A 12880-nucleotide genomic window follows, 5' to 3' on the forward strand; every position below is an offset into this window, starting at 1 on the left:
CCCGCCACCGAACACGAACGAACGGACAAGACCCACCCCCGCCTTTGTCACAAAGGAACAAGAATTCACCGGTTACCAGGACGTGATGTCTTGATCACACCGAAGTTCTTGTCACCAAGCAGGCGCGTGATTAGCGTACCGACCAGTAGCAAACAGCACGGTAACACCCCGTTGACCCTATTCAACGATTCCGTTCCTCCATTCGGAGCAAAGGAATAGCGCAAGCTGGGGTGTATTCGCCGTGCCCGGAAAACTGGAGGGTCGGCGTGGGCGTCCGGACTAACGCACCCTCATTTCCCGGCGCGGGTGCGCTCCGGGAGACCGGCAGGCTCTACTCACTCGGCCTCGACGTCGTCCGCCTGACCTTCCGGCGGCCGTTCCAGGCCCGCGAGCTGATCCAGCAGTTCTGGTTCATCGCGAGTGTGTCGATCCTGCCGACGGCGCTGGTCGCGATCCCGTTCGGCGCGGTGATCGCGCTGCACATCGGCTCGCTGACCGCGCAGATCGGCGCGCAGTCCTTCACCGGCGCGGCCAGTGTGCTGGCGATCATCCAGCAGGCCAGCCCGATCGTGACCGCGCTGCTGATCGCGGGCGCCGGCGGTTCGGCGATGTGCGCGGACCTCGGGTCCCGCACGATCCGCGAGGAGATCGACGCGATGGAGGTGCTCGGGGTCTCCCCGATCCAGCGCCTGATCGTGCCGAGGGTGCTCGCCGCGATGGGCGTCTCCGCATTCCTGAACGGAATGGTCAGTGTGGTCGGCGTCCTCGGCGGCTATTTTTTCAACGTCATCATGCAGAACGGGACACCGGGTGCGTATCTGGCCAGTTTCTCCGCTCTCGCGCAACTGCCGGACCTCTGGATCAGCGAGATCAAGGCGGTCATCTTCGGTTTCGTCGCGGCGATCGTCGCGTCTTATCGCGGGCTCAATCCCAAGGGTGGCCCGAAAGGCGTCGGTGACGCGGTGAACCAATCCGTGGTGATCACGTTCCTTCTCCTGTTCCTGTTGAACCTGGTGCTGACGACGCTTTACCTGCAGCTCGTCCCGGCGAAGGGCAGCTGATGACCACGACGACACCCACCCGCGCCACGCGGGTCCGCGAGGCCGTGGACCGCCGGTTCGGGTTCCTGGACACGCTCGGCGACCAGATCCTCTTCTTCCTCAAGGCACTCGCCTGGGTGCCGCGCGCGCTGCACCGCTATCTCCGCGAGATCACCCGCCTGCTGGCCGAAGTCAGCTTCGGCAGCGGCGCGCTCGCGGTCATCGGCGGCACGATCGGCGTGATGATCGGGATGACCGTGTTCACCGGCACGGTCGTCGGGCTCCAGGGGTACTCGGCGCTCAACCAGGTCGGCACGTCGGCGTTCGCCGGGTTCGTCTCCGCGTACTTCAACACCCGCGAGATCGCGCCGCTCGTCGCGGGCCTGGCGTTGTCGGCCACCGTCGGCTGCGGCTTCACCGCGCAGCTGGGCGCGATGCGGATCTCCGAGGAGATCGACGCGCTCGAGGTGATGGGCATCCCCAGCGTCCCGTACCTGGTGACCACCCGGATCATCGCGGGCTTCCTCGCGGTCATCCCGTTGTACGCGATCGGCCTGCTGACCTCGTATCTCGCGTCGCGCCAGATCACCGTCTGGTTCTACGGCCAGTCCGCGGGCACCTACGACCACTACTTCCTGCTGTTCCTGCCACCGGGTGACGTGCTCTGGTCGTTCGGCAAGGTGCTGGTGTTCAGCGTCGTGATCGTGCTCGCCCACTGTTACTACGGTTTCCGGGCCAGCGGCGGACCGGCGGGCGTCGGGGTGGCCGTCGGGCGGGGGGTGCGGACGGCGATCGTGGCCGTCAGCGTGCTGGACTTCTTCCTCAGCCTCGCGATCTGGGGCGCGACCACGACGGTGCAGGTGGCCGGATGAGCCGGCGCGGGCTGCGCAAAGCCGGGGTCAGGACGGCCGGGGTGTTGTTCCTCGTGGTGATGTCCGCCCTCGTGCTGCTGTCGATCAAGATCTATCAGAAGGACTTCGTCACCTCGGTCCCGGTGACACTGCAGGCGGACCGCGTCGGCAACCAGTTGCGCGAGGGCGGGCAGGTCAAGGCGCGCGGTGTGGTGGTCGGCGAGATCCGCGGCGTCCGCGCGACCCCGGCGGGCGCGGAGATCGACCTGGCCATGGAGCCCGGCAAGGTCTCCCAGCTGCCGAAGTCCGTGTCCGCGCTGCTCGTCCCCAAGACCCTGTTCGGGGAGCGGTACGTGCAACTGTCCATTCCGGACGGATCGGCCGGTCCCCCGCTGGCCTCCGGCGACGTGATCACCCAGGACCGCTCGGCCAACGCGATCGAACTGGAGCGGGTCTTCGACAATCTGCTGCCGCTGCTCAAGGCGGTGCAACCGCAGAAACTCGCGACCACGCTGACCACCGTCGCCACGGCGCTGGAAGGACGCGGCGACCAGATCGGTGACACGCTGGCGACCGCGGCCGAGTACCTCAAGGAGTTCAACCCGAACCTCCCGGCGCTGAACGACAACATCCGCGACCTCGCCACGGTTTCGAGGCTGTACGGGGACATCGCGCCGGATCTGCTCGATTCGCTGAGCGCCTCGGCGGTCACCCTCGACACCGTCCAGGAGAAACGAGCCGAACTGGCCACCGTGTACCAGCAGGTGACGGCGTCTTCCCAGCATGTCACGACGTTCCTCACCAACAACCGCGCCAACATCATCGCGCTCGCCGTCGACAGCCGGGCACCGCTCGAAGTCGGCGCGAAGTACTCGCCGAGTTTCGCCTGCACGCTGGACGCGCTGGCGAAACTGAAGCCGCAGATGGACAAGGTCCTGGGCAAGGGCACCGACGAACCCGGCCTGCACGCGGAGGTCGTCGTCACCGAGTCTCGCGGCAAATACCTGCCGGGCAAGGACGACCCGGTCTACAACGCCACCGGCGAACCGCGCTGCTATCCGACGAACGGCCTGATGAGCCCGGGAATCGCGGCGACCGGCAGGGACACCGGCGCGCTGCCGTTGCTCCCCGGCGCGGAAGGCGACCTCGGCCTGGCGAACTCGCCGCAGGAACGCGAACTGATCTCGACGCTGGTCGCGCCGTCGGCCGGTATCCCCGCCGCCCAGGTCCCCGCCTGGGGCAGCGTGCTCGTCGGCCCGCTCTACCGCGGCACGGAGGTGACCCTGCGATGAGGAACTTCGTGAGCCCGCTGATCAAGGGGCTGATCTTCGTCGTCATCACGACACTGGCCACGGTGCTGCTGGCGGTGTCCATCACGAACACCGGCCTCGGCGACACCAAGACCTACAGCGCGAAATTCCTCGACGCGACGTCGCTGAACGTCGGCGACGACGTCCGGATCTCCGGGGTGCGGGTCGGCCAGATCGAGGAACTCGAGATCGCCGACCACAGCGTGGCCCGCATCAGGTTCTCGCTCGACTCGCAGCGCAGGCTCCCCGCCGACGTGAACGCGGTGATCAAGTACCGCAACATGGTCGGCCAGCGCTACATCGCCCTCGAACGCGGCAAGGGCTCCACGGAATTCCTCGAACCCGGAGCGGAGATCCCGCTGGAACGCACGACTCCCGCGCTGGACCTCACGGAACTGTTCAACGGCTTCAAACCGCTGTTCCAGGCACTGTCGCCCAAGGACGTCAACCAGCTCTCCGGCGAGATCGTCCAGGTACTGCAGGGCGAAGGCGGCACGGTGGAAAGCCTGCTGGCGCACACGGGTTCGCTGACCACCACGCTCGCCGGCCGGGACAAGGTGATCGGCGACGTGATCACGAACCTGGACACCGTGCTGAAGACCATCAACGGCAAGGGTGACGCCCTGTCCACTTTGGTCTCGACGCTGCGCGAGCTGGTCTCCGGCCTCGCCGGCGACCGCACCGAGATCGGGGAAGCCGTCTCCGGGCTCGCGGACCTCACCACCGCCACGGCCGGTCTGCTCGAACAGGGCAGGAAACCGCTCAAGGACAGCATCAACGGCGTCGGCCTGCTCTCGGAACAACTCGTGAAGGGCAAAGCGGACATCGAACAGTCCCTCACCGTGCTTCCGGGAAAGCTGAACGAACTGGGGCGGATCAGCTCCTACGGATCGTGGATGAACTTCTACCTGTGCTCGGCCGTCCTTCAGACCAAACCTCCCCGCGGGGTCCCGGCGACGGCGGAGAGGTGCACGTCGTGAAACCCTTCAAGGAGCGGAACCCGATCGTCATCGGTCTCGTCGGCAGCGCCGTCGCGGCCGGGCTGCTGACCGCGACGCTCAACTACGAAGACCTCCCGATCATCGGCTCCGGAACCACCTACCAGGCCGAATTCTCCGAAGCGGCCGGGTTGCAGGAGGACGACGAAGTCCGCATCGCCGGGATCAAGGTCGGCGCGGTGAGCGACGTCCGGCTCGCCGAAGACCACGTCGTCGTCAGCTTCCGGGTCAAGGACGCGTGGGTCGGCGACAAGACCGCCGCCGAGATCAAGATCAAGACCCTGCTGGGCCGGAAGTTCCTCTCGCTGCGCCCGACCGGCGAGGCGGTGCAGAACCCGAAGCAGGTCATCCCGCGCACCCGGACCGTGACGCCCTACGACGTCACCGAGGCGTTCAACGGGCTGGCCGACACCGCGGGAGCGATCGACACCGATCAGCTCGCGGAGAGCTTCACCACGCTCAGCGACACGTTCAAGAACTCGCCGGAGCACATCCGGAAGGCGCTCGACGGGCTGACGTCGCTGTCGAAGACGGTCTCCTCACGGGACACCGAACTCAACAGCCTGCTGTCGAACGCGCACGGTCTCACCACGACGCTCGCGAACTCGAACGACGACTTCGCCAAGCTCCTCTCGGACGGCAATCTGCTGCTCACCGAACTGGACAACCGGCGGCAGGCGATCCACGACCTGCTCACCGGCTCGCAAGAGCTCGCCACGCAGCTCTCCGGCCTGGTGCGGGACAACAAGGACCAGCTCGGCGGCGCGCTCAGCCAGCTCGGAGAGGTGACCGACATCCTGCAGCGGCAGAACGACAATCTCGCCAAGAGCCTCGACCTCGCCGCGCCGTACTTCCGCGTGGTGAACAACTCGCTCGGCAACGGACGCTGGGTGGACGGCTACCTGTGCGGGCTGATCCCGGAGAACCGGGACCCCTGTACGCCGAAGATTCCCGGAGGTGGCCGATGACCAGCAGGTTCGTCACCCTCGCCCTCGTACTCGCGCTGGCCGTCGTCGGCGGCCTCTGGTGGATCTTCTCCGGCAGCGGGCTCGACCGCGTCACGGTGTACTTCTCGCGCGCCGTCGGTGTCTACAGTGGATCCGACGTGCGGGTGCTCGGCGTCCGGGTCGGCCAGGTCGAATCGGTGGCCCCGGAAGGCGAACAGGTCAAGGTCGTGCTGACCGTCGACGGTTCGACGCCGATCGCCGTCGACACCAACGTCCTGGTCGTGGCGCCGAGCGTGGTGGCCGACCGGTACGTCCAGTTCACCAAGCTCACCCGCTCCGGGAACCGGCTGGACGACGGCGCGGTCATCCCGGTCGAGCGCACCGGCACGCCGGTGGAACTCGACCAGCTCTACTCCAGCCTCGACACGCTCGCCAAGGCGCTCGGCCCCAAGGGCGCCAACGCCGACGGCGCGCTGTCGGACCTGCTGCGCACCGGCGCGAAGAACCTGCAGGGCAACGGCAAGCCGTTCAACGAGTCGGTGCGCAACTTCGCCGACCTCGCCAGGACCCTGTCCGGGAACTCGGAGAACCTGTTCGCCACCGTCGACGAACTGCAGCGCTTCACCTCGATGCTGGCGACCAACGACCGGAACGTCAGCGAGATCAACAAGCAGCTCGCCTCGGTGACCGGCACACTGGCGCAGAACAAGAACGAACTCGCCCGCGCGCTCAACGGCCTCGGCGGCGCGCTGGCCGAGATCCAGCAGTTCATCCGCGACAACCGCGCGCTGATCAAATCCAATGTGGACAAGCTCGCGGTGACCACCGGGACGCTGGTCGACAAACGCGCCGCGCTGGCCGAAACCCTCGACACGATCCCGCTGGCGGTGACGAACGTGCTCGAGGCCATCGATCCGAAGACCGGGAAGCTGCAAAGCCGCGGCAACATGCTCGAGTACGCCCCGCTCCCGCTGCCGGTCGCCGGCGCCACCTACACCGGGGGGCGCTGATGACCGCGAAACGGAAGACCGCCGTACTCGCCGCCTGTTGCCTCGCACTCACGGCCTGCTCCTCCGATTTCAAGGGCGTCTACGACCTGCCGCTGCCCGGCGGCGCGGACATCGGCGACCATCCGTACCGGGTGACCGTGCAGTTCGCCGACGTGCTCGACCTGGTCCCCCAGGCCGCGGTGAAGGTGGGCGACGTCCCGGTCGGCCGGGTCGAGACGATCAAGCTCGGCGAAGACGGCTGGACGGCCGAAACCGTCTTGGCGGTCAACGGCGACGTCCTCCTGCCCGCCAACGCCATCGCGCGGCTGCGGCAATCCAGCCTGCTCGGCGAGAAGTTCATCGAGCTCGCCCCGAGTGCGGCGAAAGCCGAGGGCAGGCTGGGCGAGGGCGGGGTGATCCCCGTCGCGAGCACGAACCGCAACCCGGAGTTCGAGGAGATCTTCGGCGCGCTGTCCCTGCTGCTCAACGGCGGCGGGATCGGCCAGCTGCAGACCATCAACCGCGAGCTGTCGAAGGTGATGGACGGCAACGAGGAGGAGATCCGCTCGTTCCTGTCCACTGTGGAACAGCTGGTGTCCAACCTGGACTCGCACCGCTCCGACATCACCTCGGCGCTCGACGGGCTCAACCAGCTCTCGACGACGCTGGCCAACCGCAAGCAGCAGGTCGAAGGCGCGCTCACCGACCTCACCCCCGGGCTCAAGAGCCTTTCCGACCAGCGCACCCAGCTCGTCTCGATGCTGCAATCGCTGGACCGGCTTTCCGGGGTCGGCGTCGACGTGATCAAGAAGAGCCGTGACGACCTCGTCGCCGATCTGACCGCGCTCGCACCGATCCTCAAGCGGCTGGCCGACGCCGGCCAGAGCCTGCCCCAGTCGCTGGAGATCCTGCCGACGTTCCCGTTCACCGACGCCGTGCGGGACGGGATCAAGGGCGACTACCTGAACGTCTACGCCTCGATGATCCCCGCGCCGGGCGTCGAACTCCCGCCCCCGGGCGAAGGCGTCCCACCGGGACTCCCGACACTGCCGCTGCCGTCCTCCGGAGGTAGCTGATGCTCACCACCCGTATCCGGATCCAGGTGATCGCGTTCGTCATCATCGCCTTGGCGACGACGGCGTTCGTCGGCGCCAGCTACGCCGGGCTCGGCCGGCTTTTCGGGGCGAGCGGGTACACCGTGAAACTCGCGCTGACCGACGGCGGGGGCCTGTTCACCAACGGCGAGGTGACCTACCGCGGTGTCGCCGTCGGCCGGGTCGGCGAACTGCGGCTCACCGCCGGGGGCATGGAAGCGGATCTGCTGATCGACGACGACGCGCCGCGGATCCCGGCGAACTCGCGGGCGGTCGTGGCGAACCGGTCCGCGGTCGGCGAGCAGTTCGTCGACCTCCAGCCGCGCACCGGCGACGGGCCGTTCCTCGCCGAAGGTTCGGTCATCCCGCGTGAAGCGACGAGTGTCCCGCTGCCGGTTCAGCATCTGCTGACCGACCTGGACTCGCTGACCGCGTCCGTGCCGACCGAAGATCTGCGCATCGTCGTCGACGAACTCGACAACGCCCTGCGCGGTTCCGGCGCGAACCTCCAGGTGCTGCTGGATTCCACCACCGACTTCACCAAGCGGGCCGCGCTCCACCTGCCGCAGACGGAGAAACTGCTCACCGACGGCTCGACCGTGCTCAAGACACAGGTCGACTCGTCGCTCGAATGGCGGCAGTTCAGCGACAACGCCAGGCAGTTCGCCGAACAGCTGTCCCGTTCGGACGGTGACCTGCGCAAGCTGATCGCGACCGCGCCCGACGCGGCGACCCAGCTCTCCGGGCTGCTGCGGGACAACGAGCCGGGGCTGCCGATCCTGCTGGCGAACCTGCTCACCACGTCGCAGGTGTTCTCCGCGCGTACCGACGGCCTGCGGCAACTGCTGATCAACACCCCGAAGGCGGTCTCCGCGGTCGACGCGGCTGTCGACGAACAGTCCGGCAAGATCGCCCTGGTCCTGACCTTCTTCGACCCGATGCCGTGCACGAAGGGCTACGGGGGCACGCAGATCCGCGACAGCAGGGACCTTTCGGCGCTGCCGTTCAACACCGGTGCCGCGTGCACGCTCGAAAAGGGCAACCCGAGTTCGGTCCGCGGTTCGCAGAACGCGCCGAAGGGCGGCGTCCCGCCCGCCGCCGTCCCCGGCGGGTTCGGCGCCGACGGCCAGCCGACGTCCACCAGCCTCGAGGAGATGTTGTGGCTGCGCAACTGAAGATCGCGATCGCCGTGTTCACCGCGGCCTGCGCGTTCGCGGGATGGGCCGGGTACACCTGGTTCACCGCGACCGGTTCCGAGGCCGCGTCGTACGGGACCTCGCGCGACGACGCGCTGAAGAACGGACGTGAGCTCGTCGCCCGGCTGACCACCCTCGACCACCATCGGATCGACCAGGGCATCGCCGACTGGCTCGCCGCGTCGACCGGCCCGCTGCGCGACCAGCTGAGCAAGACCGACGACGCGACCAAGCAAACGCTGGCCAAGGACGCGACCGTCTCGACGGGCAAGGTGCTCGACGCGGCGATCAGCGAGCTGGACGACCACGCGGGAACGGCCAAGATGCTGGCTTCGGTGGAGATCACGATGGCGCGGGAAGGCACGGCGCCGACGACGAAGCGCAACCGGTTCGCCGCCGGGCTGACCAGGACCGGCGACGGCTGGAAGCTCAGCGCGCTCGACCAGCTCCCGGTGGGTGCGCGATGACCGCCACGGCCAACACCGCCGACACCGAAGCCGAAGCCGGAGCCGATGCGGAGACCGAGCCCGAGACCACGGTCGAATCCGTCACCGAAGAGACCTCCGACGGGCCGTCCCGGCGGCCGAAGCTGCCGCTGATCCTGCTGGTCGCGGCGGCCGTGCTGGTGGCGGCGGGGGTGTGGGGCACGCTGGAGGCGAGGTCGATCACGGCGGCGCCGTCGGCGGCCAACACCGCGCTCACCGACGTCGGGGCCACGGCGGAGGTGAACTCCGCGGTGACGGTGGCGCTCAACAAGGTCTTCTCCTATTCCTACGACCGGACCGACGTCACCGAAAAGGCGGCCGCTTCGGCGCTGAGAGGTAAGGCGCTGGAGTCGTACAACCAGTTGTTCGCGCAAGTCAGGGAAAAGGCTCCGGCGCAGAAACTCGTTCTCACTACCCGCGTCTCCTCGTCTGCCGTCCAAGAACTCGGCAACGGTAAAGCACGACTGCTGGTATTCCTCGATCAAGCGGCGACCCGGGCCGACAACAATTCTTCGACAGCGGCCGCCGCGCAGCTTTCGGTCACGGCCGAACGCGAAGGCGACACCTGGGTCATCACCGACCTTGTCCCCCGGTGACAAACCGGGCATTCCCCCTTTCGTCCGCGTTATAAAACAGGAGAGAAAACGAGGAGAAACCCATGTTCGGTCGAACGCGCCCGAAAACCGCCCGTCGCCGTCTCGGCACGGTCGTCGCGCTCACCTCCGCGATCGCCGTGGCGGGCAGCCTCGCCGCCACCCCCGCCCTCGCGGACGACCCGGTGGAGATCCCGGTGTCCTACACCGTCACCGGGAAGACCGTGGTCAAGAAGACCGGCGGCTCCCTCGACCTCGGCCCCGGTCAGCTCAACGGCGCCCTGGTCATCGACGGTGACAACGTCGGGATCCGAGGCGACCTCGCGTTACCCCCGTCGACGGCGAACATCTCGCTGGTCTCGGGTGTCTTCAAGATCAAGGCCCGCGTGCGGATCGAGCCGACCGGCCCGGTCACCGGCACGCTGGCCAACGGCGACCTGACCACCCGTTCGCAGGCGAACATGCTGATCGACAACATCGTCGTCGGCCTGTTCTGGCCGGTCATTCCGCTCCCGACGGTGCCGAACGCCTGCAAGACCGTCAAGCCGCTCGACCTGACCCTGGTGTCGAAGAACGTCGACCTGTTCGCGGAGACCATCCCGTCGTCGGGCGTGTTCACGATCCCCGAGTTCAAGGACTGCTTCATCAACGACCTCGCGCTGGGCGCGTTGATCTCCGGTCCGGGCAACACGATCAACCTGAACATGAAGTCGAACCTGTCCTGATTCCCAACCCCGGCCTCCTTGAGGGACCCTGGGTCCCTCAAGGAGGCCTTCACGGACTCGCAGCAGCCTCAGCAGAAGTACGGCGCCGCCGGGTCGACCAAGGCCACCCCAGTGCTGTCACCTGCGGAAATGGCGTAAACCGGGACGCAGACACCGGAGAACTTCCAGAAGTCCGTCGGCGGTTCGGTGCTGGTGTCCCGGCTTTCCGACTTCACGTTGCTGCCCCAGGCGAAGACGCTGCCGTCGGACTTCAACGCGACGTTGTGGTTGAAGCCGGCGTCGATGGCGACAACGCCGGACTGCGCCTCCGGCGGAACCGTCGCCTGGCCGTAGAAGTTGTCACCCCACGCGATCACACCGCCGTTCTTCAACGCGATGCTGTGCCGGAAGCCCGCCGAGACCGCCGACACCCCGGACGTCGCCGCGGCAGGCACGGTTATCTGCCCTTTTCCGTTGCTGCCCCAAGCGACGACGCCGCCGTTCTTGAGCGCGAGCCCGTGATCGCCGCCCGCGGAGATCGCGGAGACGCCGGACGAAACCGTCGCGGGAACGGCGGTTCTCGAACCCCAGCTCAGCACGCTGCCGTTCGTTTTGAGCGCCAGGTTGAAGTACGCGCTGGTGGAGATCGCTTTGACCCCCGAGGTCGCGGCGGCCGGGACGACGTTCTGGCCGTAGAAGCCGTTGCCCCAGGCGATCACGCCGCCGTTCTTGAGCGCGAGTTCGTGTGCCCAGCCCGCGGCGATCGCCGAAACCCCGGACGTGGCCGCGGCCGGAACGGTGGCCTGGCCGTAACTGTCGTTGCCCCAGGCGATCACACCTCCGTCCTTGAGAGCCAGGTGCGTGATCGCGCCCGCGGAGACGGCGCTCGCCCCGAGCGCGGCGGGCGGGATGGTCCCCTGCCCGTAGTCGTTGCTCCCCCACGGCCGCGCTTCGCCGGTGGGCGCGGCGTGGGCGGTACCGGAAAGGGAAACCGTGGCGATCATTACGGCTATCGCGCCACTCGTCACGCGCCGTGTCGTGGATCGTCGATTCTCGGAAGCCATGGGCGGAATGTTAACCCGGCTCCGCCGATCGGCCGCGTCTTTGTCACCGCCGGACAAACTTCATAATCGCATTCAGCGCGCACTGACAAGAAAGAACGGGCTACTCACCCACCCTGAAACATGTAGACATGAATCCTTGTTACGTACATAACTCGCGGGTAACCTCGGTTTACCCCACCACCGAGAAAGCCGCTCAAGTCGAGCATATTTGATCAGAAGAATCCGCCGAAAGGCGCATGGGGAAAGCCGCCCGAGACGTAAACTGGATCAAAGGAGATGACAGGTATGTCCCGCAGACTTGGCAAGTTGTCAGCAGGCGTCGCCACCACCGGCATCGTGATGGGCGCGGTCGCCGTGCTCACCGCCGGCACGGCCCTCGCCGCGACCACCTATGCCACCGGCACGGTCGCGTACATGTGCAACTTCCCCGGCATCGGCCAGCAGCAGCTGGACGTGAAGGCCCAGTTCGACGGCCCGACGTCGATCGCCTCGGGCGCCACCGCCACCCCGACGAACATCTCGGGCAGCGCGACGATCAACGCCACCATCAACGCGCTGCTCAATGCCGCCAACTACGACGGCGTCCGCGGCAAGGCCAACATGCCGATCACCATCACCAACGCCACCCCGGCGTCGGCGACGGTGACGAACCTGGACGTCCCGACGCAGATCAACCCGTACGTGCCCGGTCCCCGGACGTTCAACATCGTCCAGGCCACGGGCACCGGCGTCCCGACGTTCACCGCCGGCGCCCCCGGCTCGGCGACCGCTTCGCTCGGCACCACGATCAACGCGCCGCTGGACTTCCACAAGAAGGACGGCACCTGGACCGCGTGGAACTTCAACTGCACCGTGAAGAACACCAACCCGGCCCAGAACCGCGCGTTCAGCCCGTCGATCACCATCACCTGATGAACCATCCGTGCGGGGCGGGGACGCCCGCCCCGCACGGTCTCCACCCCCGCGACGCGAAGGGAGTCCTCATGGGACAGCGGATCCGCCGGTCAGGCGCGATCGCGGCCGTCATGGTCGGCGCGGTCTCCCTGCTCACCGCCGCACCGGCGGCGGCCACCACGTCCTTCGCCACGGGAACCATCACGTACATGTGCAGCTTTCCGACGATCGGTCAGCAGCCACTCGACGTGAAGATGGCCTTCACCGGCCCCGATTCGGTGCCCGCGGGCGGCTCGGTCACCCCGGCCGGGATCACCGGGAGCCTCGTGTTCAACGCGACGCTCAACGCCGTGACCTTCAACGCCAGCAACAGAGACGGCCTCCGCGGCACGATGACCGCACCGGTGACCGGGACGAACGTCACCCCGCCTTCGGCGGTCGTCACGTCTTTGAGGATCCCCGAACAGCTCGCGCCGTATGTTCCGGGGCCGCGCACGATCCAGTTCACACAGGACGCGAGCACCGTCGTCCCCGGCTTCGGCGCGGGCACGCCCGGTCAGGCGGTCCTCTCGCTCGGAACCACGCTCCGCATCGAGGCCGATCTTCATCAGAAGGACGGGACGCGGAGCCCCTGGACGTTCAACTGCACCGTGAAGAACACCAACCCGGCGCAGAACCGCGCGTTCGGCCCGTCGATCCCGATCACCTGACACAC

Annotated in this window: 14 protein-coding genes; 13 read left to right on the forward strand and 1 reads right to left on the reverse strand. The window is 67.4% G+C overall.

Annotation, left to right across the window (positions count from 1 at the left end; all coding sequences use genetic code 11):
- Positions 1 to 266: 266 nt before the first annotated feature.
- The 11 genes from BKN51_RS24370 to BKN51_RS24420 all read left to right on the forward strand — a co-directional run bounded on the left by BKN51_RS24370 (position 267) and on the right by BKN51_RS24420 (position 10228).
- Positions 267 to 1061, forward strand: coding sequence for an MlaE family ABC transporter permease (locus BKN51_RS24370; RefSeq protein ID WP_076155564.1), 795 nt, complete (start codon positions 267 to 269; stop codon positions 1059 to 1061).
- Positions 1061 to 1912, forward strand: a complete 852-nt coding sequence (locus tag BKN51_RS24375; RefSeq protein ID WP_101609801.1) for an MlaE family ABC transporter permease — start codon at positions 1061 to 1063, stop codon at positions 1910 to 1912. The genes BKN51_RS24370 and BKN51_RS24375 overlap by 1 nt, the downstream gene beginning before the upstream one ends.
- Positions 1909 to 3183, forward strand: a complete 1275-nt coding sequence (locus BKN51_RS24380) for an MCE family protein (RefSeq protein WP_101609802.1) — start codon at positions 1909 to 1911, stop codon at positions 3181 to 3183. Before BKN51_RS24375 ends, BKN51_RS24380 begins: the two co-directional genes overlap by 4 nt.
- A complete protein-coding gene (locus BKN51_RS24385) occupies positions 3180 to 4181 on the forward strand; it encodes an MCE family protein (RefSeq protein WP_101609803.1) in 1002 nt (333 codons plus the stop codon). Before BKN51_RS24380 ends, BKN51_RS24385 begins: the two co-directional genes overlap by 4 nt.
- Positions 4178 to 5167 carry an MCE family protein gene (locus BKN51_RS24390; protein WP_168214383.1) on the forward strand — a complete coding sequence of 330 codons (990 nt, stop codon included), beginning with the start codon at positions 4178 to 4180 and terminating at the stop codon, positions 5165 to 5167. Before BKN51_RS24385 ends, BKN51_RS24390 begins: the two co-directional genes overlap by 4 nt.
- Entirely contained in the window at positions 5164 to 6156 is a 993-nt protein-coding gene (locus BKN51_RS24395) for an MCE family protein (protein ID WP_101609805.1), read from the forward strand. The genes BKN51_RS24390 and BKN51_RS24395 overlap by 4 nt, the downstream gene beginning before the upstream one ends.
- Positions 6156 to 7211, forward strand: a complete 1056-nt coding sequence (locus BKN51_RS24400) for an MCE family protein (RefSeq protein WP_101609806.1) — start codon at positions 6156 to 6158, stop codon at positions 7209 to 7211. Before BKN51_RS24395 ends, BKN51_RS24400 begins: the two co-directional genes overlap by 1 nt.
- Positions 7211 to 8404 (forward strand): MCE family protein, encoded by a 1194-nt coding sequence (locus BKN51_RS24405; RefSeq protein ID WP_101609807.1) that lies wholly within the window; start codon positions 7211 to 7213, stop codon positions 8402 to 8404. Before BKN51_RS24400 ends, BKN51_RS24405 begins: the two co-directional genes overlap by 1 nt.
- Complete coding sequence (locus BKN51_RS24410) at positions 8389 to 8892, forward strand: hypothetical protein (protein ID WP_101609808.1); 504 nt, start codon at positions 8389 to 8391, stop codon at positions 8890 to 8892. The genes BKN51_RS24405 and BKN51_RS24410 overlap by 16 nt, the downstream gene beginning before the upstream one ends.
- Positions 8889 to 9506 (forward strand): hypothetical protein, encoded by a 618-nt coding sequence (locus BKN51_RS24415; protein WP_101609809.1) that lies wholly within the window; start codon positions 8889 to 8891, stop codon positions 9504 to 9506. Before BKN51_RS24410 ends, BKN51_RS24415 begins: the two co-directional genes overlap by 4 nt.
- A 62-nt stretch (positions 9507 to 9568) precedes the next feature.
- On the forward strand, positions 9569 to 10228 hold the full coding sequence (locus BKN51_RS24420; protein ID WP_101609810.1) for a hypothetical protein: 660 nt from the start codon (positions 9569 to 9571) through the stop codon (positions 10226 to 10228).
- A gap of 68 nt (positions 10229 to 10296) precedes the next feature.
- Here the strand turns inward: BKN51_RS24420 and BKN51_RS24425 are convergent, their stop codons facing one another.
- The gene (locus BKN51_RS24425) at positions 10297 to 11211 is read right to left on the reverse strand and encodes an RCC1 domain-containing protein (RefSeq protein WP_101609811.1); all 915 of its coding nucleotides are present in this window, start codon (positions 11209 to 11211) and stop codon (positions 10297 to 10299) included.
- Between the two features lie 345 nt (positions 11212 to 11556).
- On the opposite strand from BKN51_RS24425, the gene BKN51_RS24430 reads away from it, so the two are divergent.
- Both BKN51_RS24430 and BKN51_RS24435 read left to right on the forward strand, forming a co-directional pair.
- A complete protein-coding gene (locus BKN51_RS24430) occupies positions 11557 to 12183 on the forward strand; it encodes a DUF6801 domain-containing protein (RefSeq protein ID WP_101609812.1) in 627 nt (208 codons plus the stop codon).
- The gene (locus BKN51_RS24435; protein WP_233223005.1) at positions 12183 to 12875 is read left to right on the forward strand and encodes a DUF6801 domain-containing protein; all 693 of its coding nucleotides are present in this window, start codon (positions 12183 to 12185) and stop codon (positions 12873 to 12875) included. The genes BKN51_RS24430 and BKN51_RS24435 overlap by 1 nt, the downstream gene beginning before the upstream one ends.
- Positions 12876 to 12880 lie beyond the last annotated feature (5 nt).

The sequence above is a fragment of the Amycolatopsis sp. BJA-103 genome, assembly GCF_002849735.1.
Lineage (GTDB): Bacteria > Actinomycetota > Actinomycetes > Mycobacteriales > Pseudonocardiaceae > Amycolatopsis.

Excerpts from the sequence above, each read along its gene's own strand:
- BKN51_RS24385 (WP_101609803.1), top strand. The coding sequence starts at position 3,180 with ATGAGGAACTTCGTGAGCCCGCTGATCAAGGGGCTGATCTTCGTCGTC.
- BKN51_RS24420 (WP_101609810.1), top strand. The coding sequence starts at position 9,569 with ATGTTCGGTCGAACGCGCCCGAAAACCGCCCGTCGCCGTCTCGGCACG.
- BKN51_RS24415 (WP_101609809.1), top strand. The coding sequence starts at position 8,889 with ATGACCGCCACGGCCAACACCGCCGACACCGAAGCCGAAGCCGGAGCC.
- BKN51_RS24380 (WP_101609802.1), top strand. The coding sequence starts at position 1,909 with ATGAGCCGGCGCGGGCTGCGCAAAGCCGGGGTCAGGACGGCCGGGGTG.
- BKN51_RS24400 (WP_101609806.1), top strand. The coding sequence starts at position 6,156 with ATGACCGCGAAACGGAAGACCGCCGTACTCGCCGCCTGTTGCCTCGCA.
- BKN51_RS24405 (WP_101609807.1), top strand. The coding sequence starts at position 7,211 with ATGCTCACCACCCGTATCCGGATCCAGGTGATCGCGTTCGTCATCATC.
- BKN51_RS24375 (WP_101609801.1), top strand. The coding sequence starts at position 1,061 with ATGACCACGACGACACCCACCCGCGCCACGCGGGTCCGCGAGGCCGTG.
- BKN51_RS24435 (WP_233223005.1), top strand. The coding sequence starts at position 12,183 with ATGAACCATCCGTGCGGGGCGGGGACGCCCGCCCCGCACGGTCTCCAC.
- BKN51_RS24425 (WP_101609811.1), bottom strand. The coding sequence starts at position 11,211 with ATGATCGCCACGGTTTCCCTTTCCGGTACCGCCCACGCCGCGCCCACC.
- BKN51_RS24430 (WP_101609812.1), top strand. The coding sequence starts at position 11,557 with ATGTCCCGCAGACTTGGCAAGTTGTCAGCAGGCGTCGCCACCACCGGC.
- BKN51_RS24395 (WP_101609805.1), top strand. The coding sequence starts at position 5,164 with ATGACCAGCAGGTTCGTCACCCTCGCCCTCGTACTCGCGCTGGCCGTC.